The organism is Spiroplasma endosymbiont of Thecophora atra, assembly GCF_964019735.1.
Classification (GTDB): domain Bacteria; phylum Bacillota_I; class Bacilli_A; order Mycoplasmatales; family VBWQ01; genus Spiroplasma_E; species Spiroplasma_E ixodetis_A.
In genome coordinates this window covers 317,353-341,557 of record NZ_OZ026464.1, presented here as the reverse complement: position 1 = coordinate 341,557, position 24,205 = coordinate 317,353, and the positions used below count along the sequence as shown (strand labels likewise).

Sequence of the window (24,205 nt, the reverse complement as noted above, 5' to 3'; positions counted from 1 at the left end):
ATCTAAGAACTAATGATACTTGGATCATATCATCATAATGTTCGTTTCCCAACAACATCTAGATAATTAGCAATATTAGTATCCATACGAGCAACTGGTGCATCTTGTGTAAAGCCATCTCATGTATTATTAGTTTTTATAATATTATCCTTAAATGTTGCATTAATATTAATACCTTGTCTATTGTTTCAACGATTTTCTTTAGTTTTATCAAATCAACTTTTCATTTTTTCAACAAAGTCATTAATTTTCTTATCAGTTGGATCAAGAGGACTTGAACCAAATATATCCTGTAAATTTCAATGAATTAAACTTGAGTTATTATTAAAGTATAAATTATAATCTCATCAAGTTGCATCACCAAGGCTACCAGTACCTCCAGTAAAGGCTGTTAATGCATCATTTAAATTAAAAGTAGGAGTTGTATTTGGAGTATATTTTTGTAGTAAAAAACCAGTTTGTAAATAATCAAGATAAGGAGAATCAGATAATCCACCTGGACGCTCAGATAACGGTGCTAAGTCTTTTCACTGATAAGTATCTTTTCTATGATTTTTAAATGTTTTAATTATATTATAAGTTGATTCATCGCTTTTAGGTTTGTCTTGCTGTTGATATGTGATACCTGGCGTTTGAATAAAATGAATACCACCAGTATCAATAAAAATACCAACTCCAGGTCCATTATTAACTGCAGCATCAGGAAGTTGTGGTCCTTTTATATCTTTCATATAAACTAAATCATTATATTGACTAGTACCATCTTTACCTTTATCTTTAATACTATCGCGGTCTATATAAGGAATTAAGTCATCTAAACCCTTTTCCTTGTCAGTTGGTGAAATAAATTGTGTTAATTTATATGGTTGAATACCATCAACATTTTTACCAACACCTTCAGCACTAGTTACATAACGATATAAGTAATAATAAAAAGGACTATTCTCTTGTGAAGATTTAGTAATATCCATTAATCCTAAATCACCAGTTTTACTAACATCAGTAGTAGCGGCCCCTTTTTCTTCGGTGAATGTTTGATCGAAACCATTGGTTCTAATATTGTTTAAAATTTCATTAATTTTAGTTTTATTTTGAGAAAACTGAGAGGCACTAATCTTTTCTTGTAAAGGTTTAGCAGTAGAATCAAAAGGAATAACAATTTGACGAGTTCAAATTAATTCTTGATTTCTTAACATTACTTTAGCTATTTTAGATTGATTATCACTTAATAAGTCATCAATAGTATTGTATGAATCTGTTTCATAATTACTATCATTCTTATCATCACTAGTTTTTACGACAGGAAGACTAATATTAACACCAGTTCATGTTTTAGCAATTTTGACATTATCGTTTAATTTTGTAATAACATCTGATTCTGAATTATTAGCATTAGCAACAATTCAAACTTTGCTAGAATATTTACCAGGAGCGATACTACCTGCTTTACCATTAATGTATTCTTGTACACTATCATAAGTACCATTTGGATTGTTTACTTGTTCTCATAAATCCTTTAATCAAATATTAATTTCATTTTGATTGTAGTATTTATAATCCTTATAATTACTAGTAACATAACTACGTTGAATAATACCTAAAGCACTCTTTTTTAAAATATTATCAATGTAAGTATTAACATCATCATCGCCCAATACTTTCTTTCATTGTTTTTCTCATGAACGACCATATTTTGCTTGTAATGATTTTATTTTATTTTCCATTTCAGATTGAGCTGCTGTCAAAGCAGCAAGATAATCATCTTTATATTCTGGAGTATTTTTTAAAATTGAAAGATTAATATATTGATTAATATCAGTATATAATGTTTTACCTCATCCACTATTGGGATTATTTAATAAGTAATTAAAAAAGGTGTCAGTCGTAGTACTTGTATCTATAAAAGCACTATTTCAGTCGAAAACATTAGTTGTGCCTCTTTCATTTGAATTATTACAAGCTATAATAGACATAGTTGATGTTGATGATAACGTGAAAGCTGCAACTAAGGCAAGAATATTGCGCACTTTATTCACTCCTTTTAATTAAATCTATAGCAAAAAAAGATTTTTTAATTTATTTTACTAAGATATTTTAACATAAAATTTATATTTAAGGGATAGTTTTTTCTAATTAATTTTAAAATGAAATAATTAATTACCAATTATTTATTTTAAAAAATTTAAAATATTATTTTTTTTAAATATTATTACTTTATAGTGCACAAATAATATTTTATTCATTTTTTAATTTTAAGAAAATTAGCACAAAATTAAGTGTATAATCATTAGTATAAGTATATTATATTTGGTGTAATGATATAGGAGTAAATATGAATAAAAAAATAAACATTAATGATAATACCTTTAAAACTGATTTTCCCTTTTTTAAAAATAATCCTGATTTAGTTTATTTAGATACAGCCGCTTCTTCACTAAAACCACAAATAGTTATTGATGCTGTTAGCGATTATTATGAAAAATATTGTATTAATCCACATAGTCAAGATTATCAACTTGCTGTTAAGGGAAATGATATATTTGAAGATACTAGAAAAACAATTAGTAAATTTATTAATAGTAACGAAAACGAAATAGTTTTTTGTCCTTCAGCAACTTTTGCTTATAATCAAATTGCTTTTGGCTTAGAAAAATATTTACAAGAAAATGATGAAATTTTATTAACCACTTTAGAACATAGCTCATTACTCTTACCATTTTATCGTTTGATACAAACTAAAAAAATTAAAATAAAATTTATTGAAACAAATAAACAAGGAGTCATTACTGTTGAAAGTTTAAAAAAAGTTTTAACACCTAAAACCAGAATAGTTGCTTTTGCAAATATTAATAATTCTTTAGCAATAGAAAATGATACTGAAACATTAACTAATTTTATTAAAGAATATGGTAAAAAAAATGTTAAAAGTGATAATTGAATTTTTAAAAATATTTTAGTAATAATAGATGGTGCACAATCAATAGGACATATAAAAACTGATGTTAAAAATTGAAATATTGATTTTTTTGGATTTTCTGGTCATAAAGTTTTTGGTCCAACTGGAATCGGTGTCTTTTGAGGAAAAAACAAATGATTAAATATACTAGATCCACTAATATTGGGCGGGGGCATGAATGGTGATATTTATGAAAATGGTAAATTTAACTTATTAGATAGTCCTTATCGTTTTGAAGGTGGAACACAAAATATTGCAGGTGTATTTGGACTGGGTGCAGCTATTAAGTATTTATTAAACATTGGTATTGAAAATATTAGAAATCATGAAATTTTACTAAAAAAATACGCAATTGAACAATTAACAGCACATTTAGGAAATAATATTGAAATTTATAATATTGATGGCAATAGTAGTAACATAATATTTAATATTAAAAAAGTATTTGCACAAGATGTTGCTAATTTTTTAGGAACACAAAATATATGCATACGCAGTGGAACTTATTGTGCTAAATTATTACCTAATATAATTAACACCGAAGTAACAATTCGTCTTAGTTTTTACATATATAATTGTAAAAAAGATATTGACTTATTAGTAATAGCTTTAAAAAAAGGGATTAATGAAGGAGGAGATTTTTTAAATGAATTCTTTTAATAACAATCAAGACTATTATCGCAAACTAATTGTTGAACACTATAGTAATCCAAAAAATAAAGGTTTTAAAAATTTACCAAATAGTTTGACATATCATCAAAACAATGAATCATGTGTTGATAATTTTCATGTTGAAATTTCTATTAAAAATAAAGTTATTAATAGCGCACGCTTTACTGGAATTGGGTGTGCTATTTCAACTGCAGCAACCGATCTTTTTTGTATTTTAATTGAAGGTAAAAGAATATCACAAATAAAAGAAATTATTATTAATTATCAAGCAATGTTATCAGAAAAGCAATTTAATGATAAAATAATTGAAAATATGATTGCTTTTAAAAATGTACCAAGACAGCGTAATCGAATTAAATGTGCCCTTATTGGTATTAATGGTATTAATAAAATAATTGAGAAAGAATGTGAAAAAAATGGAAATGGAAATTAAGGATAAAATTAGTTTAAGAACCATTTATTTAAAAAAATTAAAAAATGTTTCTAAAAATAATTATCAAAAGTGAAATAAAATTATTTTCAATAAATTTAATGAATCACATTATTTTAAACAAAATAATGTATTTGCTCTTTATAATTCCTTACCATATGAAGTAGAAACTAAAGAAATTATTGAATTATTATGAAAAAATCTAAAACAAGTTTGTTTACCAAGAATGAATGGTGAACATTTGAAATTTTACTTTATTAATAGTTGAAACGATATCGTATTTGATAATGATTTTAAAATTGGACAACCAAGTTTAAATTGCCAAAAAGTTATAGGAAGTCAAATTGATTGTATATTAGTACCATTGATTGCCTTTGATAAAGATTATTACCGTATTGGTTATGGTAAAGGTTTTTACGACCGTTATTTATCTAAAAATAAATTTAACTTTAGTAAAATAGGACTTGGTTTTGCTATTCAAAAAATTCCTTATATAATTAATCACGATAATTGAGATATACCATTAGATTATATTTTTACTAATTAATATTTTAATCTAAAATTAAATACACTAATCAATAAATAAAAGATAGTTTAATTAATCAAATTATCTTTTTTTATTTTTATTGTATATTCATTTTTTCAATTATAGACTTAAATTAAGATTTACTTATAATAATTATTTTAAAAAGACTAAAACTACTCATTAGTTTAGTTTATACACACTTGAATTTTATAAAAACTGAATTAATTAAAATTATTTTATATTTTTTATCAAAATGAATTCAAAATTTAAAAAACAACAAATAATATTTTTAGTAAATCTTAATACTAAAAAATAAATATTTCTAAAAAAATAATGAAAAAATACATAGGAGGCAAATAAACATGCGTTTATATAACTTAACGTGTGCTACACTTTTAAGCTCATTATCTTTATTAACTATTAATTCAAAGCATTGTTATTTAAATAAAGAAGAACGAGCTATAGAACAAGTTGATAATTTATACGTTATTGGTGATAGTTTATCAGATAATGGTGCACTTGTTGGAGCTGGAACACAATTTTTTAAAGGTAATAAAATCCTTCCAAAAATTCAAGAAATTAAAATTGAGGAACCTTATCATAATAATCAGTTTTGTAATGGTCCAAATGCAGTTAGTATTGTAGCAAATTATTTTCATAAACCTTTAACACCAGCATGGAAATTTCAAAAAATACCATTTGTTGGCAAAACTTATCAACAAATTGGCGAAAATTATGCTATTGGTGCTGCTAGATTAGGATATAGTATTTATCCAGGTGGATTTTTTGTTAGTAAATTTTCAGCACAAGCACAAGTTACTTCTCTACTTTCACAACATAAAAATATTAATGATCATGATTGAGTACTATATGTAATGGGCGCTAATGATCTTTTAGCAGTAATGCAAGATACAACTTCTCCTTTCTTAACATGAAAACTTTATTTAGATTCTGCAATCCTTAATGAAAAAATATCACTAATGCGACTACTTAAACATCATGTAGCGAATATTGTTGTTACTGATGTTCCAGATATTAGTGAAACTCCTGCTTATAATAATGATCCTATCCTAGAAACAAAAGCAACAGCAGCTTTTAAATATTTTCATTCACAATGAAAAGCAATGATAAAAACTTTAAAAGAAGATTACCCAAAACAAATTAATGATTTTGAACTTTCATCAGTTGTTAAACAAACATTAAATGATTTAGGTAAAAGGGGAATGAATATTAAAGAAGGAGCTAGTGATATTAGTTTTTATGAATCATTTTTAAAAGATGGGATTTTACAACCCAAATTAAATCCGGGTGTAACTTTAGAAACAGTTAATAACTACTTTTTTGTCGATACTGTTCATCCAACTGAAATACCATCAAAAGTAATTGGTATGCAGTTAGCTCATTTTATTACTAATAAAATTAAACAAAATTTAAATGATTAACAAAAAAATAAAAAATAACAAATAGGAGGTACAAATTATATTTATAAAAGCAATGGAAATTATGAAGCATTTGCACAAACTAAACCAGCACAAGAAATAGAAGATAAAAAAGCATTTTTAGTAGGAGCAGGATTAGCTTCTTTAGCCGCTGCTACATTTTTAATCAGAGATGCAAAAATGAATTCAGAAAATATCCATATTTTTGAAGAATTAAGTATTGCTGGTGGTAGTTTAGATGGGATTTTAAATCCAGATAAGGGTTTCATTATTCGTGGTGGACGAGAAATGGAAAACCATTTTGAATGTCTATGAGATTTATTTCGTTCTATTCCATCTTTAGAAATTGAAGGGGCTTCAGTTTTAGATGAATTTTACTGATTAAATAAAGAAGATCCAAATTATTCTAAGTGTCGACTTATTCATCAACAAGGGAAAAGAACAGAAGATGATGGTAAGTTTACTTTAAATGAAGAGGCTTGTAAAAAAATAATTGAATTATTTTTAACAAAAGAAGTAAATCTAAGTAATAAAACAATCGAAGAAATATTTCCAGAAGATTTTTTTAAATCAAATTTTTGATGATATTGATCATCAAAAATTTGCTTTTGAAAAATGACATAGTGCTATGGAAATGAGAAGATATATTATGAGATTCATTCATCATCTTGGTGGATTACCAGATTTATCAGCACTTAAATTTACCAAATACAATCAATACGAATCACTTGTTTTACCATTAATTTCTCACTTAGAAGAACAAGGTGTTGTTTTTCACTATGAAACAACAGTAAAAAATATTATAATTTTAGAAAATGAACATAATGAAAAAATTGCAAAAAAAATCATTTTTCAAAAAAAGAATAAAAAACAACAAATAATATTAAAAGAAAATGATTTCGTTTTTGTAACTAATGGCAGTATTACTGAAAGTACAACATACGGCGATCATAATACTCCAGCACCAATTAGTGAACAACTCCAATTAAGTGGAAGTTGAGAATTATGAGAAAATTTGGCAAAGCAAAGTGAAGATTTTGGAAAACCAGAAAAATTTTATGCAAATTTACCAAAAGAAAGTTGATTTATCTCAGCAACATTAACAACTCTAGATAAAAAAATGGCACCTTATATTGAAAAAATTAGTAAAAGAGATCCATATGCTAAAAAAGTTGTAACTGGTGGAATTGTTACAGCTATAGATTCCAGTTGAATTTTAAGTTATACCTTAAATCGTCAACCACACTTTAAAAGCCAATCAGATGATCAATTAGTTGTTTGAATCTATGGATTACTTTCAAATAAGGAAGGAGATTATATTAAAAAAAGTATTACTGAATGTTCTGGCATGGAAATAGCTCAAGAGTGATTATATCATATTGGTGTTCCTGAAGAAGAAATCTTTGAACTTGCTAAAAACTCATGTAATGTGGTACCAGTTTATATGCCATTTATTACCTCATATTTTATGCCAAGAGAAATTGGTGATCGTCCTTTAGTAGTTCCAGAAGGTTCAAAAAATTTAGCATTTATTGGTAATTTTAGTGAAACTGAAGATGATACAGTTTTTACAACCGAATATTCAGTGAGAACTGCTATGGAAGCCGTCTATAAATTATTAAACGTTGATAGAGGAATACCAGAAGTTTTTGCTTCAGCATATGATATTAGAGTACTATTGAATTCAACTTATATTTTATGAGATAAAAAAATTAATGATATACAAGTTCCTCTCATCTTAAAAATTTTCCGTAGAGGTGCATTAAAAAAAATCAAGGGAACTTTTCTAGAAGAATTACTTGAAAAATCTGGATTACTATAATAAATTCCAATATTTTTAATAATATTTATAAAATAAAAATATTTATTTTAAATTACCGTTTTAAGTATAAAATAAAGAAAAATATTAAAAAAAATTAGTGATATTATTACAAATAACATTCATTTCTTTAAAAACAAACAAGTTGCTAACAAATTTAATATTCTAATAATCTTTAAATTTAAAATCAATTAATAATTTCTCATTCTAATGTTTAGAAATTCATAAAATTAATATTATTAATTTTAACTTCAAGATTAAATATAATGTTATAATATTTTTATGTATTATTAAATTATACAAAAGAAAGAGGAATTAACTTATTATGAGTACAATTATTAAAAATGAAGAAAATGAATCAAATGTTCAACAATTTCAAGTTGGTGATATTATTACCGTAACTCCAACTGGAATAAAGGAATTTGGAGTTTTTTGTAAGTGTCCAAATGGATTTTCTGGTTTAATTCACATTAGTCGTATTACCCCTAAATTTGTTAAAAATGTTAGTGATTATTTTACAATTGGTACATCAGTTAAAGCAGAAATAACAGGTATTGATCATACTAAACAACAATTAAGTTTAAGTACAAAAGAACAAGGATTAGTGGCAAAGAATAATTCTTCAATTGAAGAAAATGGTAAAGGATTTGCACCAATAAGAGAAACTGTTGATAATTGATTTAAAAAAGAAGAAAATAATTAAAATACTATTTTTCTTCCAAATAATAAAAAATATTGCCATTAAATAGCAATATTTTTTATTTTTTTCTTGCAATCTAAAATTTTTACAACTATATTTTTATTATAAATATTAAATAGTATTATTACGAATTAATATTTTAATTTTAAATACTATAAGGAGATTATAGAATAGTGATAAAAACTAATTTAAAGTTTACTAATTTAGATATGAAAGAATTATCAACTTTATATCAAGAAAAAGTAACGGCGATTAACGCCGAACTGGAAAGTAATGCTAAAAATGAAGATGGGTGATTAGGATGAATTGATTTTCCATTTGCATACCAAAAAGATATTACTTTTCAAGAGTCTTGAAAGCGAATGAAAACTCTAGCATTGAAACTACAAAAAGAAATACAAGTTTTAGTAGTAATTGGTATTGGTGGATCATATTTAGGTGCTAGAGCAGGAATTGATATGGTGCAAGGTTTATTTAATAATACTGCTCCTGTTAAAGTAATTTATATGGGTAATACTATGAGTTCAACTTATGTTCACCAAGTTTTATTATATTTAAAAGATAAAGAATTTGCCATTAATGTTATTTCTAAATCAGGAACTACTACTGAACCAGCAATTGCCTTTCGTTTGTTAAAAGAACTATTAATTAAACAAAAGAAAAATAAGAATATTGTTAATAACAGAATTATCGCTACTACTGATAAAACAAGAGGAGTACTCCATGATTTGGCAAAAGAAGAAGGATATGAAAGCTTTGTTATCCCCGATAATATCGGTGGTAGATACTCTGTTTTAACTCCTGTTGGTATTTTTCCGATGATGGTAGCAGGAATTAACTGTGAAGAAATTATTGCTGGTGCACAATTAGCAGCAAAAGAATGTAAAAGTGATAAAATTGATGTTAATAATGCTTATTTATATGCAGTTTCTCGCTATCATTTACATAAAACTAATAATAAAGCAGTTGAAATTTTAGTAAGCTATGAATTACAAATGCAAATGTTATGTGAATGATGAAAACAATTATTTGGTGAATCAGAAGGTAAGGATGGCAAAGGATTATTACCAGCTAGTGTTATTTTTTCAACTGATTTACATTCAATGGGCCAATTTATTCAAGAAGGTTCAAAAATGTTTTTTGAAACAGTAATAAAAATCAAAAAACCTAATGAAGATATCAAAATTCCACTTGATAAAGAAAACAATGATCAATTAAACTATTTAACAAAACATTCTTTACATAAAATTAATAATATTGCCTTACAAGGAACTATTGAAGCTCATAGTGATGAAATAGTAGGAAAAACTCCAAATATTTTATTAGAATGGGATACAATGGATAGCAAAATGTTTGGTTATGCTAGTTATTTCTTTATGAAGGCTTGTGCTGTTAGTGCAAAATTATTAGGTGTTGACCCATTTAACCAACCTGGTGTTGAAGTATACAAAAAGAAAATGTTTACATTATTAGGTAAAAAATAATTTCCTAATAATAAATTTAATAAAACATTAAAATATAGTTATATAAAAACCATTCTGAAAAGAATGGTTTTTATATAATTTACTTAGTTGTTTTTCACTTATTAATTTACAATATTATATTATGACATTTTTTTGCAAATAATAATCTAAATAAATGTAATTATAAGTTAAGTTGTATTTTAAATGATGGTAAATGATATATACCAGTACTAGTTGATGGTGCATTTATAAAATCAAATTGATTTATTTCATTTACCATTTTTTGTTCTTGTTCTTTAATTAAAAAACTTTCTACTATATGCTTAGTTATTTGTTCTTGAATAGAATATTGTGCTTTTTCTTCAGAAAAACCTTGATTAATACATTCAATAAAAATGAAAGATAATTTTTCATTTATTTCATTATTCTTAATAATCTCTTGATAACATCATTAAATTCATTATTTAATAATTTTATATTTAATATTGATAAATCTTCATAACTCATATTTATAAAATTTAAATTAAATTCAAATTTTTCAAAAATATTTATTATTAATTGTTGATTTTCAAGTTCTTGATACTCACTTTCTGATTGGATTACTTTACTAGCCATCTTTTAATCTTCCTTTTCTAATATTTTAATTTAATAAAACCTAATATAGAATAATTTCTATTCTAAATATAAAAATTATTAAATAATATGGATAAAATTTATTATTTATATAAATTTATTTTATTTAAAACTCTACTTTAATTAAATAACATCCTTAACAATAGTAATGCCATTTTTAAGCATTGAATATCATGCATATTGATTTAAAATATGAGCTGGATGCTCTGGTTGATCATAAGTATTTGTCATTGTCATTGGAACAATAACATTTACTTCTTTATTGTGCTGATTAAATCAAGTTTTACAACTAATAGCAAATTGATAAATACAAATATCAGTACAACAACCAACAATAATAATGTTATCCCATTGTAAATTTGGCTTAAAATCAAAAGCAAAAAAACCATTAGTACTATTTTTTTTAATAATCTTAATATTGTCAAATTTTAATTCTTCTACTAACTCTGATTCAATAGTATTTTCCAAACAATGACTAGGAAAAGTATGGAATTCGGGACTATGTTCATTATGAGCATCATTAAAAGCAATAACTTTGGTTTCATTAGTATTTACTTTTGCTAATAAATTTTTAATTGGTTTAATAATTGAATTAATATTAGGTGAAAATAAATTTCCTTTTTTAGCAAAGCCATTAACCATATCAACAATAAATATAATATTATGACCTTTTAAAGTTTTAAAATCTAAATTAACTGTTTTATCCAAAGTTTTATTTATCATTTCAATAAATGAATCATTATTTTTCATTATTCACCTCTATTTTTTAAAAATTAATCGTTTAATAATAAATCAAATTATACTACAGCCAGAACAAATTGGCATTAAGAAAATAGTAAAAATAATTCCTACTTTTAAAAAGAAAATATCTACTGTTATTCCTTGACTACTTTGATAGGTTAAACTATCAATTACACCATTTATATAAATAAAATTAAATCCATTAAAAATATCTATTTTAATACTTAATAACATAATTAACCCTAATAATAAAAATATAAAACCAGAAAAAAATAAAATAGTAATTATTTTTTCATCAAGAGGTAATTTTTTTCATCAATTTTTAGTTATCATTATTATCACCTATTTTTTTTAATTATATCATTGTTATATTAATGCTATAAAATAAATAAAAAAATTCTTACTTTAATGTGAAAAATAAGAATTTTTTAAAATTAATAAATTGCTATTTTTACTTTTTTACTACTTTTAAATAACAACTGTATCCAAAAATAATAATACTTGTAAACAATAAGATTGGAGTAGCAATAACCGATAAGATTAATCCTATTTGTAACTGTGCTGCTGTACCTGTTAAAGTTGCAGTTCCACCTAATGCAGCAACTACAATTTTTAATTTATCAAAATAATCAGTTAATGACATAGTAACACCAAAATTAGTTATACTACCCTTAATAAAATCTCCAATAGTTCAAGGATGAGAATTTCTTAAAATTCAAAACCCATCATGACTTTCGGCCACTTTAGCTCCTAGAGGTTTAACTGTTCAAGATACTGTTCCAATTAAAATTAATCCTAAAATCATTACTATTAACATAGTTATAAATACGTAAAAACTAATTTTATCTAACTTTGATAATTTTTTTCAAATTTTTTGCATAAATTTTCCCTTTTTTTTAATATAAATATGGCTCAAAAAAATTATAGCAAACTCTAAAAAAATATTATATTTAAAATATATAAAAACTGAAAATAGGTATAAAATAGTAATATTTAACATAAAATTACTTTTTTTGGTTTTTTCTCTTAAGTTTTGTTTTAAAAAATAATTAAAAATAAAATAATTTTACATTATCTTTAAAAAATAATTGTAAATGTGAAAAATATCTATTATAATGATTAAGGTTTTTTAAGAATAAATAATTCTAATAAAACAAAAAATAAGGAGTATTAGCTCAGCTGGGAGAGCAATTGCCTTACAAGCAATAGGTCGGCGGTTCAAGTCCGTCATACTCCACCATTTACCTGCTGATGTGGCTCAATCCGGCAGAGCAACGGTTTTGTAAACCGTAGGTTGCAGGTTCGATTCCTGTCATCAGCACCATTATTATTTATGGAGGGGTAGCAAAGTGGCCAACTGCACCTGGCTGTAAACCAGATCTCTTCGAGTTCGGGGGTTCGACTCCCTCCCCCTCCACCATATTACTTATTGGGGTGTAGCCAAGCGGTAAGGCAACGGCCTTTGACGCCGTCATGCGTTGGTTCAAATCCAACCACCTCAGCCATATATTTTATTAATTTGTCCTCGTAGCTCAGCGGTAGAGCACTCGGCTTTTAACCGAGGTGTCGCAAGTTCGATCCTTGCCGGGGACACCATTTGATGCCCAGGTGGTGAAATGGCAGACACGTCGGGCTTAAGATCCGATGACTTTTACAGGTTGTGCGAGTTCGAGTCTCGCTCTGGGCACCATTTTATATATTTATTAATGACGAGGAAGTATTCCTCATTTTTTATAAATAAGTAAACTATATTTTGCCCAGATGGCGAAATGGCAGACGCAGTAGACTCAAAATCTACCGAGAAATCATGCGGGTTCGAGTCCCGCTCTGGGCACCACCAATATTAAATTATTAGTATAAAAAGGTATTCTTAAAAGAATACCTTTTTATTTTTATAACATTAAATATTATTAAACTGATAATCGACGTTCTGAAGATGGTTGTTTAATTGGCAAACGTTCTTCAGAATTTAATGTTGCTATATTAAGTGGTTTAGGATCAGGTATTTCAACAACATGAGAAGTTGACATGACTGATTGTGTTTCTTCTCCATTATTAATTTTTTCTGGATTAAAAGATTTATTTAATAATGAAGTATTATCATCACTATCTTCAGAACTTGATGATGATGGCGAAGATGTACTGCTAGAAACATTTTCATAAGTATCTTCTTCATCAAAATTATTAACATCCGCACATCAATTTTCATATAATTCCATTCCAGTATTTATTAATAAACCAGTACCAACTGTTGCAAGACCAGCTATTGTTTCTCAAAAAGCAATTGATCTTTTTTTATAAAATGGTTGATCATCATCATTATTATTTGGATTACTTAATTCATGATATGCAAAAAGACTAACACCAGTAATTGCACTAGCAATAGTTATTGGTGCTAATAAACTTGCTGCTGTATTACCTATTTTTTGTCATATATTACGTTGTTGATTTATTACATTTTCTTCATTATTAGGTGCACAACATTCTGATATTTTTTTAGCGATTGTCACTATGTGATTTAAACTTGAAGCTGCTGCTGCTGTAATAAAAGCATATGTAACAGGTAATATATCTGGATTGGGTGTTGGTCAGTTAAGTCAAGCTACTACTAGTGGTAATAATGGTGCTGTTGCAAAATTTACTCCTGTTAATAAATTATTAATCCTTACATTATTAATATTTCGATATCTTAATATTAAATTAGTTAACGAAATTTTTGAATTAACTGTGCCTTCCACCATAAAACATAATGCTGGTACTAGTGATAATACTCCATCTTGATATAATAAATAGTTACCCCCGTTACCATTGAATTACCAATAGTAAGTAATACATCTCTTATAGTAGTTATTAGTTGATATTAAATCATTTGGTAATAATTGTTCTGTAGAAGAATAACTTCTTGCTGGTGATGAATCCATATTTTTCATCCTTTCTAAAAAATAATTTAAAGTAATAAAATTAATATAAAAACACCCATATTAAGAATTACAATCCTTAAATATGAGCTAAACTCTAGTCTTTATTTATTACTTCTTGTATTATAACCCTATATTAAATAAATGAAAGTAATATAATCATTAATATTAAAATTATGAAAAATAATTTTAAAAACTTAAATAATTAAATTAATAACACTAAAAAATAAATTTTTATTATTTCCTTATATAAGGAAAAGTTTTATTTTTTATTAATCTTTTTTAAAATTTACTCAAAACCCTTATTTTTTTCTTATTATTTATTTTTAATAATATCATTTTATTTAATAAAATAAAATTTTGATTTTCTATATATTTTTCAATACACATTATTAATAAATAACATCGCAAAATTTTATTTACTGAAATTGGTTTTAATAAAATATTTTTTTTGTATAATTAACTATTATAAAGGAGGTCATTTATTAATATGAAAAAACAACGCTTAAATATCTCAAAATTAGGATTCTTACTTTCAGTAATGGGTTCGGCAGTAGGATTAGGTGGTATTTGAGGATTTCCAACTCAAATCTATAACCATCATGGTGCTTTTCTAATACCTTTTTTAATATGTATGGTAATTTGTGCAATACCAGTTTTATTTATTGAAATGACAATTGGTAATAAATATCGCAAAAATCATATTGAATTTTTTAGTGAGGTTGGAGGTAAAAAGGGTGCTTTTTTTTCTTGATTGCATTCAACAACCGTTATTTTACTAAGTACTTATTATAGTGTTTTAATAGGATGAACTTTAATTAATATTATTATTAGTTTTACTTCTAATTTAAATAAAGGTTCTTATTTTTATCATAATATTTTACAACAAACAAATGATCAAGATATTAGCAATTTAAATAGCCTAGGTAACTTAAATTGAATGATTTTACTTGCAACAATTGGTGTATGAATTATTTTGGGTATTATTCTATTAGGTGGTGTTGAAAAAGGAATTGAAAAAGCCAATAAAATTATGATTCCATTTTTATTTTTAATGATTATTATTTTAGCAATTTATACTAGTACATTATCGGGTGCTAAACTTGGATTAAATGTAATGTTTGATTTAGATGCTAAAGAATTATTAAATCCTGGATTATGAAAAGATGCTTTTGGTCAATCATTCTTTATGTTATCAACATGTACAGGAACCATTTATATTTATGCAGCTCATGCTCCCAAAAAACAAGATAGTACTAATCAAGCTTTTGTAGTAGCCTTTGGTACTAGCGTTATTGGTATATTAACAACAATTATTGTTTTTAATTCAATAGGTGCAATTGCTCAAAATCAAGGTAAAACTGATATTAAAGATGTATTTCAAGCAGGTCCTGCTTTGATTTTCCAAGTAATACCACAATTATTTGCTATTATTAATAATCAAGTTCCTATTTTAGGAAATATTTTAGCAATATTATTTTTTGTTACACTTTTCTTTGCGGGTATGTCCTCACTAATTGGTCAAGTTGAATCAATGGTAAATGGTCTAGAATATGAAATTCATTTAAAGCGCAAACAAGCATTAGCAATATCATTATTAGGAGCAATGGCAGTATCAGTATTATTTACCTTTAGTAATTCACCAGCGCTGTTTAATGGGCTAGCAATCTGAGTAGCACAAATTTGATTACTAATAATTGGGTTTATTTTATTAATTGGTATTAGTCCATATGGCTGAAAACTATATGATACATTAAAATTATATAATAATGAAAATTCATGAATGAAATGAACAAAAGGATATAAAATAGTAATTTTAATTATCGCACCAATTTTAATTTTAATTAATATTGCTACTGGTATCTATGATTTTATTATTAATATTCTCAATGCTAATTTTGTCTATGGTACAGTTGGTCTAACACTTGGTGTTGGATTAGTTTTACTTTTAACTTTTATCTTAACTTATCATAAAAATATTCATAATGGTTTTAATAAATTATTTAAAATAAAAACAAAAACTGAAAGAGGTTAAAAAACATGGATGTTGGAGCAATTATTTTAATGGTAATTTCTTTAGTAAGTATTATTGGTCTTTTTATTTTCTTTGTCATAATGGATTTTAAAAGTCATAAAAAACAAAAAAGAAAAGAAAATAACAAAGAATAATATTTTTTAAAATATTTTAGTATACTTATGATAAAGTATTATAATTAGGTTTTTTTGTAATCTGGCATCAAAATGCCAGATTACAAAACTTATTATTAAATGGTGAGTGAAATGGAAAAAAATAAATTAAAACAAATTTTATTAATTAGCAAAATAACTTTAACAATTGCTTCTTTATTTTTATTTTTAGTTTGACTAATGTTTATGACTAATAATTTTTTTCCTAAATCTCAAAACTCATTTGTTGCCAAAATTATGAATACTTCAATTCAAATTATGATTTGACCAATTACTAGTATAATTCTATTTATTTTTATTATGCCAATATGAGTTACTAATAAAAAACAAATTTTATTAGTATTTTTAATATTGTCACTAATTATCACAATATTGTGTTCAACTTTTCTTTTCAGTTTAAATATTAATAAATTCTGAATTATATGATTAATTGCTCATTTTTTTGCTATAGCTTCAATTATTTTTGTATTTTTTTCTTTAAAGAAAAACTTCTTTTATTTAAAAAGAAAAAAAATAAACATATTGAAAAAAAGATTAAAAAATAATTTTTTTTAACTTGTTTATCAAAAGTAGTTGACTTTAATTTTAGTAATATGATATAAATACATGGTGGTTAACATAACTGCGGGTGTCGTATAATGGTATTATTACAGCCTTCCAAGCTGAAGACGTGGGTTCGATTCCCATCACCCGCTCCATTATAAAAAAATAAAAGCCGTAATTAATACGCCTTTTTTTATTTTATAATGGTTTATATTTTAGGACCTTTTTTAGTTTGTAGTACTACTGCTGTTTCTTCATCACTAGAATTACTGCAAGCACATTTATTAACTATTTCTGCTCATGAATTTACTGGATACATAACTAAATACATTCCATTAGTTCTTTCTGGTAATGATTCTAAATATTTTATTTTATTATTTGTGCATTCTTCTAAATTAATTTTCATTAGTTATCCCCTACTTCTTTTAAAATTCGACTATTAAAAGCATCTGCTAAGAACTTATAAACTTTTACTTCAGAAATATTTTTTAAATCATAACAATTAATGATATCAGTTAATTTTAAAATCACATCATGATATTTTATAAAATAAGTTTTATTTTCAACATTTGCTCACTTTTCCAAATTCATTGCATAATAAATTATTCCATCTCTATAAAATTGTGATTTCATATTTCTCACTCCTTTAAACGATATAATAAAACAAAAAACCTAATTTAAATACAAAAATTTAAACGAGGTCTATAAAAAAACCAAAATATTTTGTTCCAAAGTTCCTTTAAAACTTTAATACAATTGTAACTCATTTACAAGAAATTCCAAGTAAAATCAATAAAAAAATTAATAACTTAAAATTAATATAAAGAGATAAATAAAGATTGCATTTGCAATCTTTATTTATAATTGTCCTGAAATTGTTTTTAAAACAAAATTTTTTATATTCACTGATTGAAACTTCAGTTTTATTTATTAAATCACTCACTTGTTTTTGTCATTTTTTAACTAAGTTTTTCATCTCTACATAGTCAGGTGTAACAATAGAAACAAAAATAATTATTTGTTTCATAATTTGTAACTCAGCCTCACAATGTTTCTTATTGACTAATCTGGCGTCTCAAGCATAAGCAAGAACTGTTCTATTGCTTACTGCTACTTTAATTAATTTGTTTTAGTTTTATCTTTAGGAATTTCTTTTAATCTTTTTTTCCTTTTCTTTAAAACTTTAATTTAATAAAAATCCTAACATAGAAATATATCTATATTAGGACTGAACAATTATTAAATTATGAATATATAATAACATAAAAAATAATACTTTTGATGAAAATTATAATTAACACTTATATAAGTATTAATATTTAATTTCCTATACATGTATTTTTTATAAATAATTAAATTATAAAACTTCTAAGGAAATAACTATTTCTAATTAAACAATAGTTATCTAATACAAGAATAAATAAAAAATATCTATATTAAATATAGATACTATGATATAATTTTTCTAAAATTAATATAAGTTTTTACCTATTTACTTTTATTTTAAAGTAAATAGGTTTTTAATTTGCTGAGTTATACTTGTAAGTGCAAGTAAATAAAATTGCAAAAAATTCTCATATAAAAATTTCATAATGCTAAATTTAGTTTAGAAAAAAGTAAGGAGTTTTTATATGAGTTATAAACATCTTGGCATAGATGAAAGGATTTATATTGAGAATCAATTGAAATTTAAATTTAAAATTAGTGAAATAGCTAAAAATCTTAATCGAAGTATTAGTACTATTATTCGAGAAATTAATAGAAATAAAGATAATAATCATTATTTTTCATTAATTGCACAAAATAAAGCTGAAAATCGAAAACAATCACATATTAGTTTTCATAAGTTTAAAAATAAGAATTTAGTAAAATATGTACAACAAAAATTACTATTAGGTTGATCACCTGAACAAATTTATGGCAGAATTAAAAATTTTCATAAAGAGTGAGTTATTAGTTTTAAAACAATTTATACTTGAATTTATTTTGGAATGCTTGATAAAGTTACTAGTAAAAATTTAAGAAGAAAAGGTAAAAAACGAAAATCTAAAGAAAATCGTGGCAAGTTTAATGGTAAATCAATTAAAGAACGAGATATAAATGTTAATGATCGTATAACACTTGGTCATTGAGAAGGAGATACTATAGTATCATCACGAGGTAAAAGCAAATCATGTTTAATAACTTTAGTTGAAAGAGTATCACGATTTACTTTAGCAATATTAGTTAAAAACAGAACTACTAAAGTTATTAATAAAAATGTTAGTTATTATTTATCAATTCTTCCTAAAAACATTGTTAAAACTATTACTTTTGATCGTGGCAAAGAATTTTCAAATTGACAACAACTTGAAAAAAATTTAGATATAAAAATTTATTTTGCCAATCCATATTCACCTTGACAAAGAGGTACTAATGAAAATACTAATGGTTTAATTAGAGAAAAATTTCCTAAAAAATTTATTTTTTCAAAAACTAATAAAAATGAAGTTCATAAATTTATATTGTCTTTAAACCAAAGACCAAGAAAAATACTAAATTATCTTTCACCAATCGAATATTTGGATAGAAAAATAATTTAGTTGCACTTACCTTTACAATTTAGCATTTAAAAAAGGAGATATTTAAAAGTGCTATATAGTAAAAAAACAGAAAATCTTATAACAGAAAAAGAAAAACAAGTTTTTAAAGAAAAAACAACAACAAATTCAAGAAAAATTAAACCACAATTACCAATAACAACATCTCTTGCTGAAATATTACTAAATAATAATGAAAAGCTTGTTGGTACTATTACTAGTGATCAGTATCTTAATAAAGATAACAAACAAGTACCATTATATAAAGTAATTAAAACTTCAGAACCAAATAAAAAAATAAACATTAAAGCAATAAATTCTATTAAAAACGACAAACAACCAATAACAATTCTAAATAAAACCAATTCACAATCAATATAAAAATAAAATAAAATTATTAAAGATTAAAATTGAAATTTTTAATAATTTTATTTTTTATTATTTAATTAAAAGTTTATGTTTAGATTAACTACTAAAATTTATTTTCTTCTTATTTTATAGTATGATTTACCTATAAACTTAATTTTTTATTATAAAGGAGAAATAATAATGAATGTACTAAAAACATATGAGATTTGAAAAAAGCAAAACTTACCACAACACTTAAAAAAACAATTAACTACAATGTCTAAAAGTGAAATTGAAGATGCTTTTACTACAACTTTAGAATTTGGTACAGCTGGCATGCGTGGTATTACTGGAGTTGGTACCGGCAGAATTAATGAAATTATTATTATGAAAGCAACTGTCGCATTTATTCAATATTTAAAATCTGCTTTTTCTGAAAAAGACTTACTTCGTGGTGTTATTATTGCTCATGATAATCGTCACTTTTCAGCAGAATTTACAATGTTAACAGCAAAAACTTTAGCCAAACATAAAATTCCTGTTTTTTTATTTAAAAATAATGATTTAAGACCAACACCAGTACTTTCATATAGTATTAGAAAAGTTAATGCTCTTGCTGGAATTGTTATTACGGCCAGTCATAATCCTCCTGAATATAATGGTTATAAAATTTATGATCAATATGGCTGTCAATTTCTTCCTAATGTTACCAATATAATTAGCAATAAAATGGAACAATTGCCTGATGATTTTCAATTAACATTCGATTATGATACTAACCTAATTAAAGAAGTGCCTTCAACAGTAGAAGATAATTATCGTGATGATATTAAAAATTTACAGTTTTATCCACAAGTTAAAAATCGTAACTTTAAAATTGTATTTTCTAATCTACACGGTACTAGTCGTGAATGAGTTAAACCAATTTTAGAACAATGCGGTTATGAAATTATTTTAGTAACAGAGCAAGCTAACTATGATCCTGATTTTAAAGGTGTGGTGTCACCCAATCCCGAAGTAAAACCAACATTTGATTTAGCAATTAAACACGCTAAAAAACATGATGCACCATTAATTATTTTAAATGATCCTGATGCTGATCGCATTGGTATTGCTGTAAAACATAATAATGATTATGTATTATTAACAGGTAATGAAACAGCACCAATTTTATTAGAATATTTATTAAGCCATTATCAACTTAATAAAACAATGCCAAAAAATCCCGTTATGTACAATACATTTGTTACTTCCAATTTATCTGACATGATTGCTAAATCATACGGATGTCAAGTCATTAAAACGTTAACTGGCTTTAAATGAATTGGTGCAGAAATGCTAAAAGAAAAAGCACGTAACATTAACTTTGTTTTTGGTTTTGAAGAAGCATATGGTTATGTTATTAAAGATATTAATCGTGACAAAGATGGTATTCAATCAGCAATAGTAGCAGCAGAAGCGGCTTGATATTATCAAAATTCACAAAAAACATTAGTTGATGTTTTAGAAAATATTTATCAAAAATTTGGATATTATTACTGTTATACTGTTAATCTTATTTTAAAAGGAAAAACAGGACAAAATACTATTAATAATATGTTAGAAACATTAAGAACTAGTAAAATACCAACGCTTAATAATATTAAAACAATTAAAGTTGAAGATTATCAAACTGGTTTACATGGAATGCCATCGCAAAATTTACTAAAATTTTACTTCAGTGATGGTTCATGATTTGCTGTTAGACCTAGTGGAACTGAGCCAAAAATTAAATTCTATTTTGTTTGTGTTGATAAAACCATTAATGATGCACAATTAAAAATGAGAAAAATGTATGAAGAATTAGCTATCAAACATCTAAATATCAAAGATATAAAATGATAGAAAGGAACTAAAAAATGACTGTAATTAAAGATATTAAACCTAATAATGTTTTAAGTTTAGTAGTAATTATTAATCGAGTAATTCAAGGTGTTGCTTCTAACAATACTAATTATTTAAACTTACAATTACAAGATAAAACTGGGACAATTTCAGCAAGAATTTGAGACGTAAGCAAAGAAACTATTGAACAATTAACAATAGGACAAGTAATTAAAATTGAAGCAAATAGCATTAATTATAATAATGAAATACAACTAAAAATTAATAATTGAACTATTATTACTAATCCTAGTGAATATTATGATTTATTACTTACACAAGCACCAATTAATATTATTGAAGCATGAACTGAAATTAGTCAAACAATAAAGGAATTTAAAAATCCAATTTTAAAAAAAGTATTAATCCAATGTTTTAATAAAAAAAATATTGATGATTATAAAAAATGACCAGCAGCAGTTAAAATGCATCATGCTGTTCAAAGCGGTTTATTATGACACTCAGTAACAATGCTAAGAATGGCAAAACAAGTAGTAGCACTTTATAATGATCGTAATATTAATAGTGAACTATTATATGCAGGAATCATTATGCATGATTATGGAAAAATGGTTGAATTAAATAATAATCCTATTAGTTCATATACACTATCAGGTAAAATGATTGGTCATATTTCATTAGGTGCAATGCAAGTTACACTTGCTTGTAAGGAATTAAATATTAACTTAGAGGAAGAAATCGTAGTTTTATTACAGCATCTAATATTATCTAGTCATGGTAAATATGAATATGGCTCACCTGTCTTACCAAAAACAATAGAAGCTGAAATTTTACATCATTTAGATAACTTAGATGCAAAAATCTATGCAATTGATGAAGCATTGGTTAATATTAATGTTGGTGAATCAACTGCTCGTATTGCAAGTATTGAAAATAGAATGTTTTATAAACATCAAAATTTAAAAGAAAAAAAATAAAAATGTTACTTGAATTTTTTTCAGATTTAAAATACAAATTCCCTTTTTAATTTAAAAGGGAATTTGTATTTTAAAGTAATTTTTCAATTAATTTTAGTTAAGTTTCCATTGAATAAAATTAAGTTATATTTATTCAAATAGGAAAGAAATAACCATCTTCTTCTTTTACACTACCATAAAAAATTATTATTAATGCTGGTTTCTTTGTTTCTTTATTTTCAAATCAATTATTAGAAACCGGCTTTTCATTTAGATCATAAATTTCATTTTTATTTGTAAGTTTATTAAAATCAATTTTTTCCTTATACATACCTTCTAATATTGACTTAGTAAGATATTCAAATTTTTTTTGGATTTTTTTTAAACTATCTGTAACATTTGCAATTGCCTGCTGTTTATCTGATGTAGCAGGAGTTGAAGGATTTTCTGGTGCAAATTTGGCTACTGGTTTAGTTTTCTCTGCAAAATAATTTTGCATATCAATATCTGAAATAATTGTTTGTTTAGTTATATCAATCATTGTTGAACCTTGATAATTTGGATCATTTGAATTACTACTTATTTTGACAACTATTTTAGATACTTTTTCAAGTTCTTGTTTATTGTTTGTTATTTCTTGATTATTTTCGTTATAAAATTGAAGTTGATAACCAGCAGCTAATGGTGTTGACTTAAATTCATCAAAACTATTTATATTACTAATTAATTCTTTATAACTTTTACTTGGATTAGCAATAATGTCTAAACCAGTTAATTGAGTAATAGTACTTAAATCAGTTTTATCAGATTGTTCTTTTATATTTATTTTAATTGGTGCTGTTGAACCTTGATAATTCAAATCATTACTATTGCTAGTAATAACTATATATAAATCACCAACTTTTTCTAATTTAGTAGTTATATCATTTTTAGCTTCTTTATCACTAAAATATTTAATTACAGGGTTAACTAACTTTGGATTTAAGTTTTTAACTTCTGTTGTATTATTTATTAATGTATCTAATTTTTTATTACTTTTATTAACATCTATAGTAATATTTGTTGTTAATTTAGTAATTTTATCTTTTAATTCTGTTTTTTGTGTTGTGTTATTATTACAAGCAACAACTGATAATGATATTGGTGTTGACATTGTTAAGATCGATAATAATTTTACTAAGTTTTTCATTTTTTACCTCGCTTAAAAATAATAAGTTAATTTAAAAACCAATAAAGATTTTGAATTAATAATATATGAAAACCAAATATTTTACAATATAACTTTAATATGCAAAAATACTTGTAAATTAAGAAATTTTTTAAAAAATTTCTTTTCTTTTTTTATATATTTTAAAATTATTTTTTAATTAAAAATGATAATTTTCTATTACTAGTAAAGAAAATATGATAT

Annotated in this window: 22 protein-coding genes, 8 tRNA genes and 1 pseudogene; 22 read left to right on the top strand and 9 right to left on the bottom strand. The window is 24.7% G+C overall.

Annotated features, from left to right (window positions below; all coding sequences use genetic code 4):
- Window positions 1-2: 2 nt before the first annotated feature.
- Window positions 3-2,027: a hypothetical protein gene (locus tag AACL05_RS01950; protein WP_338962086.1), complete on the bottom strand. Its 2,025-nt coding sequence runs from the start codon at window positions 2,025-2,027 to the stop codon at window positions 3-5.
- 305 nt (window positions 2,028-2,332) lie between these two features.
- Here AACL05_RS01950 and AACL05_RS01945 point away from each other — a divergent pair, with 305 nt between their 5' ends.
- The 7 genes and pseudogenes from AACL05_RS01945 (at window position 2,333) to AACL05_RS01910 (ending at window position 10,026) form a co-directional block, all read left to right on the top strand.
- Complete coding sequence (locus AACL05_RS01945; RefSeq protein WP_338986154.1) at window positions 2,333-3,616, top strand: aminotransferase class V-fold PLP-dependent enzyme; 1,284 nt, start codon at window positions 2,333-2,335, stop codon at window positions 3,614-3,616.
- Complete coding sequence (sufU, locus tag AACL05_RS01940; RefSeq protein ID WP_338962081.1) at window positions 3,603-4,061, top strand: Fe-S cluster assembly sulfur transfer protein SufU; 459 nt, start codon at window positions 3,603-3,605, stop codon at window positions 4,059-4,061. Before AACL05_RS01945 ends, sufU begins: the two co-directional genes overlap by 14 nt.
- Window positions 4,045-4,605 (top strand): 5-formyltetrahydrofolate cyclo-ligase, encoded by a 561-nt coding sequence (locus tag AACL05_RS01935; RefSeq protein ID WP_338986372.1) that lies wholly within the window; start codon window positions 4,045-4,047, stop codon window positions 4,603-4,605. The genes sufU and AACL05_RS01935 overlap by 17 nt, the downstream gene beginning before the upstream one ends.
- 341 nt (window positions 4,606-4,946) lie before the next feature.
- A complete protein-coding gene (locus AACL05_RS01930; RefSeq protein WP_338962075.1) occupies window positions 4,947-6,026 on the top strand; it encodes an SGNH/GDSL hydrolase family protein in 1,080 nt (359 codons plus the stop codon).
- A gap of 39 nt (window positions 6,027-6,065) precedes the next feature.
- Window positions 6,066-7,845 (top strand): annotated as a pseudogene (locus tag AACL05_RS01920) (oleate hydratase).
- Between the two features lie 322 nt (window positions 7,846-8,167).
- Window positions 8,168-8,545 carry a S1 RNA-binding domain-containing protein gene (locus tag AACL05_RS01915; protein ID WP_252318945.1) on the top strand — a complete coding sequence of 126 codons (378 nt, stop codon included), beginning with the start codon at window positions 8,168-8,170 and terminating at the stop codon, window positions 8,543-8,545.
- Between the two features lie 170 nt (window positions 8,546-8,715).
- Window positions 8,716-10,026, top strand: coding sequence for a glucose-6-phosphate isomerase (locus AACL05_RS01910; protein ID WP_338962073.1), 1,311 nt, complete (start codon window positions 8,716-8,718; stop codon window positions 10,024-10,026).
- 393 nt (window positions 10,027-10,419) lie between these two features.
- Here the strand turns inward: AACL05_RS01910 and AACL05_RS01905 are convergent, their stop codons facing one another.
- The 4 genes from AACL05_RS01905 to AACL05_RS01890 all read right to left on the bottom strand — a co-directional run bounded on the left by AACL05_RS01905 (window position 10,420) and on the right by AACL05_RS01890 (window position 12,259).
- On the bottom strand, window positions 10,420-10,620 hold the full coding sequence (locus tag AACL05_RS01905) for a hypothetical protein (RefSeq protein ID WP_338962070.1): 201 nt from the start codon (window positions 10,618-10,620) through the stop codon (window positions 10,420-10,422).
- A 141-nt stretch (window positions 10,621-10,761) separates the two neighbouring features.
- The gene (locus AACL05_RS01900; protein WP_338962067.1) at window positions 10,762-11,388 is read right to left on the bottom strand and encodes an isochorismatase family cysteine hydrolase; all 627 of its coding nucleotides are present in this window, start codon (window positions 11,386-11,388) and stop codon (window positions 10,762-10,764) included.
- A gap of 9 nt (window positions 11,389-11,397) precedes the next feature.
- Complete coding sequence (locus AACL05_RS01895) at window positions 11,398-11,712, bottom strand: hypothetical protein (protein ID WP_281748332.1); 315 nt, start codon at window positions 11,710-11,712, stop codon at window positions 11,398-11,400.
- A gap of 118 nt (window positions 11,713-11,830) precedes the next feature.
- Entirely contained in the window at window positions 11,831-12,259 is a 429-nt protein-coding gene (locus AACL05_RS01890) for a hypothetical protein (protein ID WP_338962057.1), read from the bottom strand.
- Between the two features lie 284 nt (window positions 12,260-12,543).
- Between AACL05_RS01890 and AACL05_RS01885 the strand changes: the two genes are divergently transcribed.
- The 7 genes from AACL05_RS01885 (at window position 12,544) to AACL05_RS01855 (ending at window position 13,216) form a co-directional block, all read left to right on the top strand.
- Window positions 12,544-12,619, top strand: a tRNA-Val gene (locus tag AACL05_RS01885).
- 7 nt (window positions 12,620-12,626) lie between these two features.
- Window positions 12,627-12,703, top strand: a tRNA-Thr gene (locus AACL05_RS01880).
- An 11-nt stretch (window positions 12,704-12,714) separates the two neighbouring features.
- A tRNA-Tyr gene (locus tag AACL05_RS01875) sits at window positions 12,715-12,799 on the top strand.
- A gap of 10 nt (window positions 12,800-12,809) precedes the next feature.
- Window positions 12,810-12,884: transfer RNA gene (locus AACL05_RS01870), tRNA-Gln, on the top strand.
- 16 nt (window positions 12,885-12,900) lie between these two features.
- A tRNA-Lys gene (locus tag AACL05_RS01865) sits at window positions 12,901-12,975 on the top strand.
- Window positions 12,976-12,981: 6 nt separating this feature from the next.
- Window positions 12,982-13,069 (top strand) — tRNA-Leu (locus AACL05_RS01860).
- A 65-nt stretch (window positions 13,070-13,134) separates the two neighbouring features.
- Window positions 13,135-13,216, top strand: a tRNA-Leu gene (locus tag AACL05_RS01855).
- 73 nt (window positions 13,217-13,289) lie between these two features.
- Here the strand turns inward: AACL05_RS01855 and AACL05_RS01850 are convergent.
- A complete protein-coding gene (locus AACL05_RS01850) occupies window positions 13,290-13,889 on the bottom strand; it encodes a hypothetical protein (RefSeq protein ID WP_338986153.1) in 600 nt (199 codons plus the stop codon).
- A 1-nt stretch (window position 13,890) separates the two neighbouring features.
- Here AACL05_RS01850 and AACL05_RS01845 point away from each other — a divergent pair, with 1 nt between their 5' ends.
- The 4 genes from AACL05_RS01845 to AACL05_RS01830 all read left to right on the top strand — a co-directional run bounded on the left by AACL05_RS01845 (window position 13,891) and on the right by AACL05_RS01830 (window position 17,182).
- A complete protein-coding gene (locus AACL05_RS01845) occupies window positions 13,891-14,172 on the top strand; it encodes a hypothetical protein (RefSeq protein ID WP_338962052.1) in 282 nt (93 codons plus the stop codon).
- A gap of 615 nt (window positions 14,173-14,787) precedes the next feature.
- Window positions 14,788-16,332, top strand: a complete 1,545-nt coding sequence (locus AACL05_RS01840; protein ID WP_338962049.1) for a sodium-dependent transporter — start codon at window positions 14,788-14,790, stop codon at window positions 16,330-16,332.
- A gap of 5 nt (window positions 16,333-16,337) precedes the next feature.
- Window positions 16,338-16,466, top strand: a complete 129-nt coding sequence (locus AACL05_RS01835) for a hypothetical protein (RefSeq protein WP_281749467.1) — start codon at window positions 16,338-16,340, stop codon at window positions 16,464-16,466.
- Window positions 16,467-17,108: 642 nt separating this feature from the next.
- Window positions 17,109-17,182: transfer RNA gene (locus tag AACL05_RS01830), tRNA-Gly, on the top strand.
- Window positions 17,183-17,235: 53 nt separating this feature from the next.
- On the opposite strand, the gene AACL05_RS01825 is transcribed toward AACL05_RS01830, so the two are convergent.
- Together AACL05_RS01825 and AACL05_RS01820 are read right to left on the bottom strand one after the other, a co-directional pair.
- Complete coding sequence (locus AACL05_RS01825; protein WP_338962045.1) at window positions 17,236-17,433, bottom strand: hypothetical protein; 198 nt, start codon at window positions 17,431-17,433, stop codon at window positions 17,236-17,238.
- On the bottom strand, window positions 17,433-17,660 hold the full coding sequence (locus tag AACL05_RS01820; RefSeq protein WP_174481002.1) for a hypothetical protein: 228 nt from the start codon (window positions 17,658-17,660) through the stop codon (window positions 17,433-17,435). The genes AACL05_RS01825 and AACL05_RS01820 overlap by 1 nt, the downstream gene beginning before the upstream one ends.
- A 998-nt stretch (window positions 17,661-18,658) precedes the next feature.
- Here AACL05_RS01820 and AACL05_RS01815 point away from each other — a divergent pair.
- From AACL05_RS01815 to AACL05_RS01800, 4 genes are all read left to right on the top strand, one after another.
- A complete protein-coding gene (locus tag AACL05_RS01815; RefSeq protein ID WP_338960236.1) occupies window positions 18,659-19,609 on the top strand; it encodes an IS30 family transposase in 951 nt (316 codons plus the stop codon).
- 48 nt (window positions 19,610-19,657) lie between these two features.
- Entirely contained in the window at window positions 19,658-19,987 is a 330-nt protein-coding gene (locus AACL05_RS01810) for a hypothetical protein (RefSeq protein ID WP_338962042.1), read from the top strand.
- A 168-nt stretch (window positions 19,988-20,155) separates the two neighbouring features.
- Window positions 20,156-21,838 (top strand): phospho-sugar mutase, encoded by a 1,683-nt coding sequence (locus AACL05_RS01805; protein WP_338962040.1) that lies wholly within the window; start codon window positions 20,156-20,158, stop codon window positions 21,836-21,838.
- A 14-nt stretch (window positions 21,839-21,852) separates the two neighbouring features.
- Window positions 21,853-22,815, top strand: coding sequence for a 3'-5' exoribonuclease YhaM family protein (locus AACL05_RS01800; RefSeq protein ID WP_338962038.1), 963 nt, complete (start codon window positions 21,853-21,855; stop codon window positions 22,813-22,815).
- 118 nt (window positions 22,816-22,933) lie between these two features.
- Here the strand turns inward: AACL05_RS01800 and AACL05_RS01795 are convergent, their stop codons facing one another.
- Window positions 22,934-23,983, bottom strand: coding sequence for a hypothetical protein (locus AACL05_RS01795; RefSeq protein ID WP_338962036.1), 1,050 nt, complete (start codon window positions 23,981-23,983; stop codon window positions 22,934-22,936).
- Window positions 23,984-24,205 lie beyond the last annotated feature (222 nt).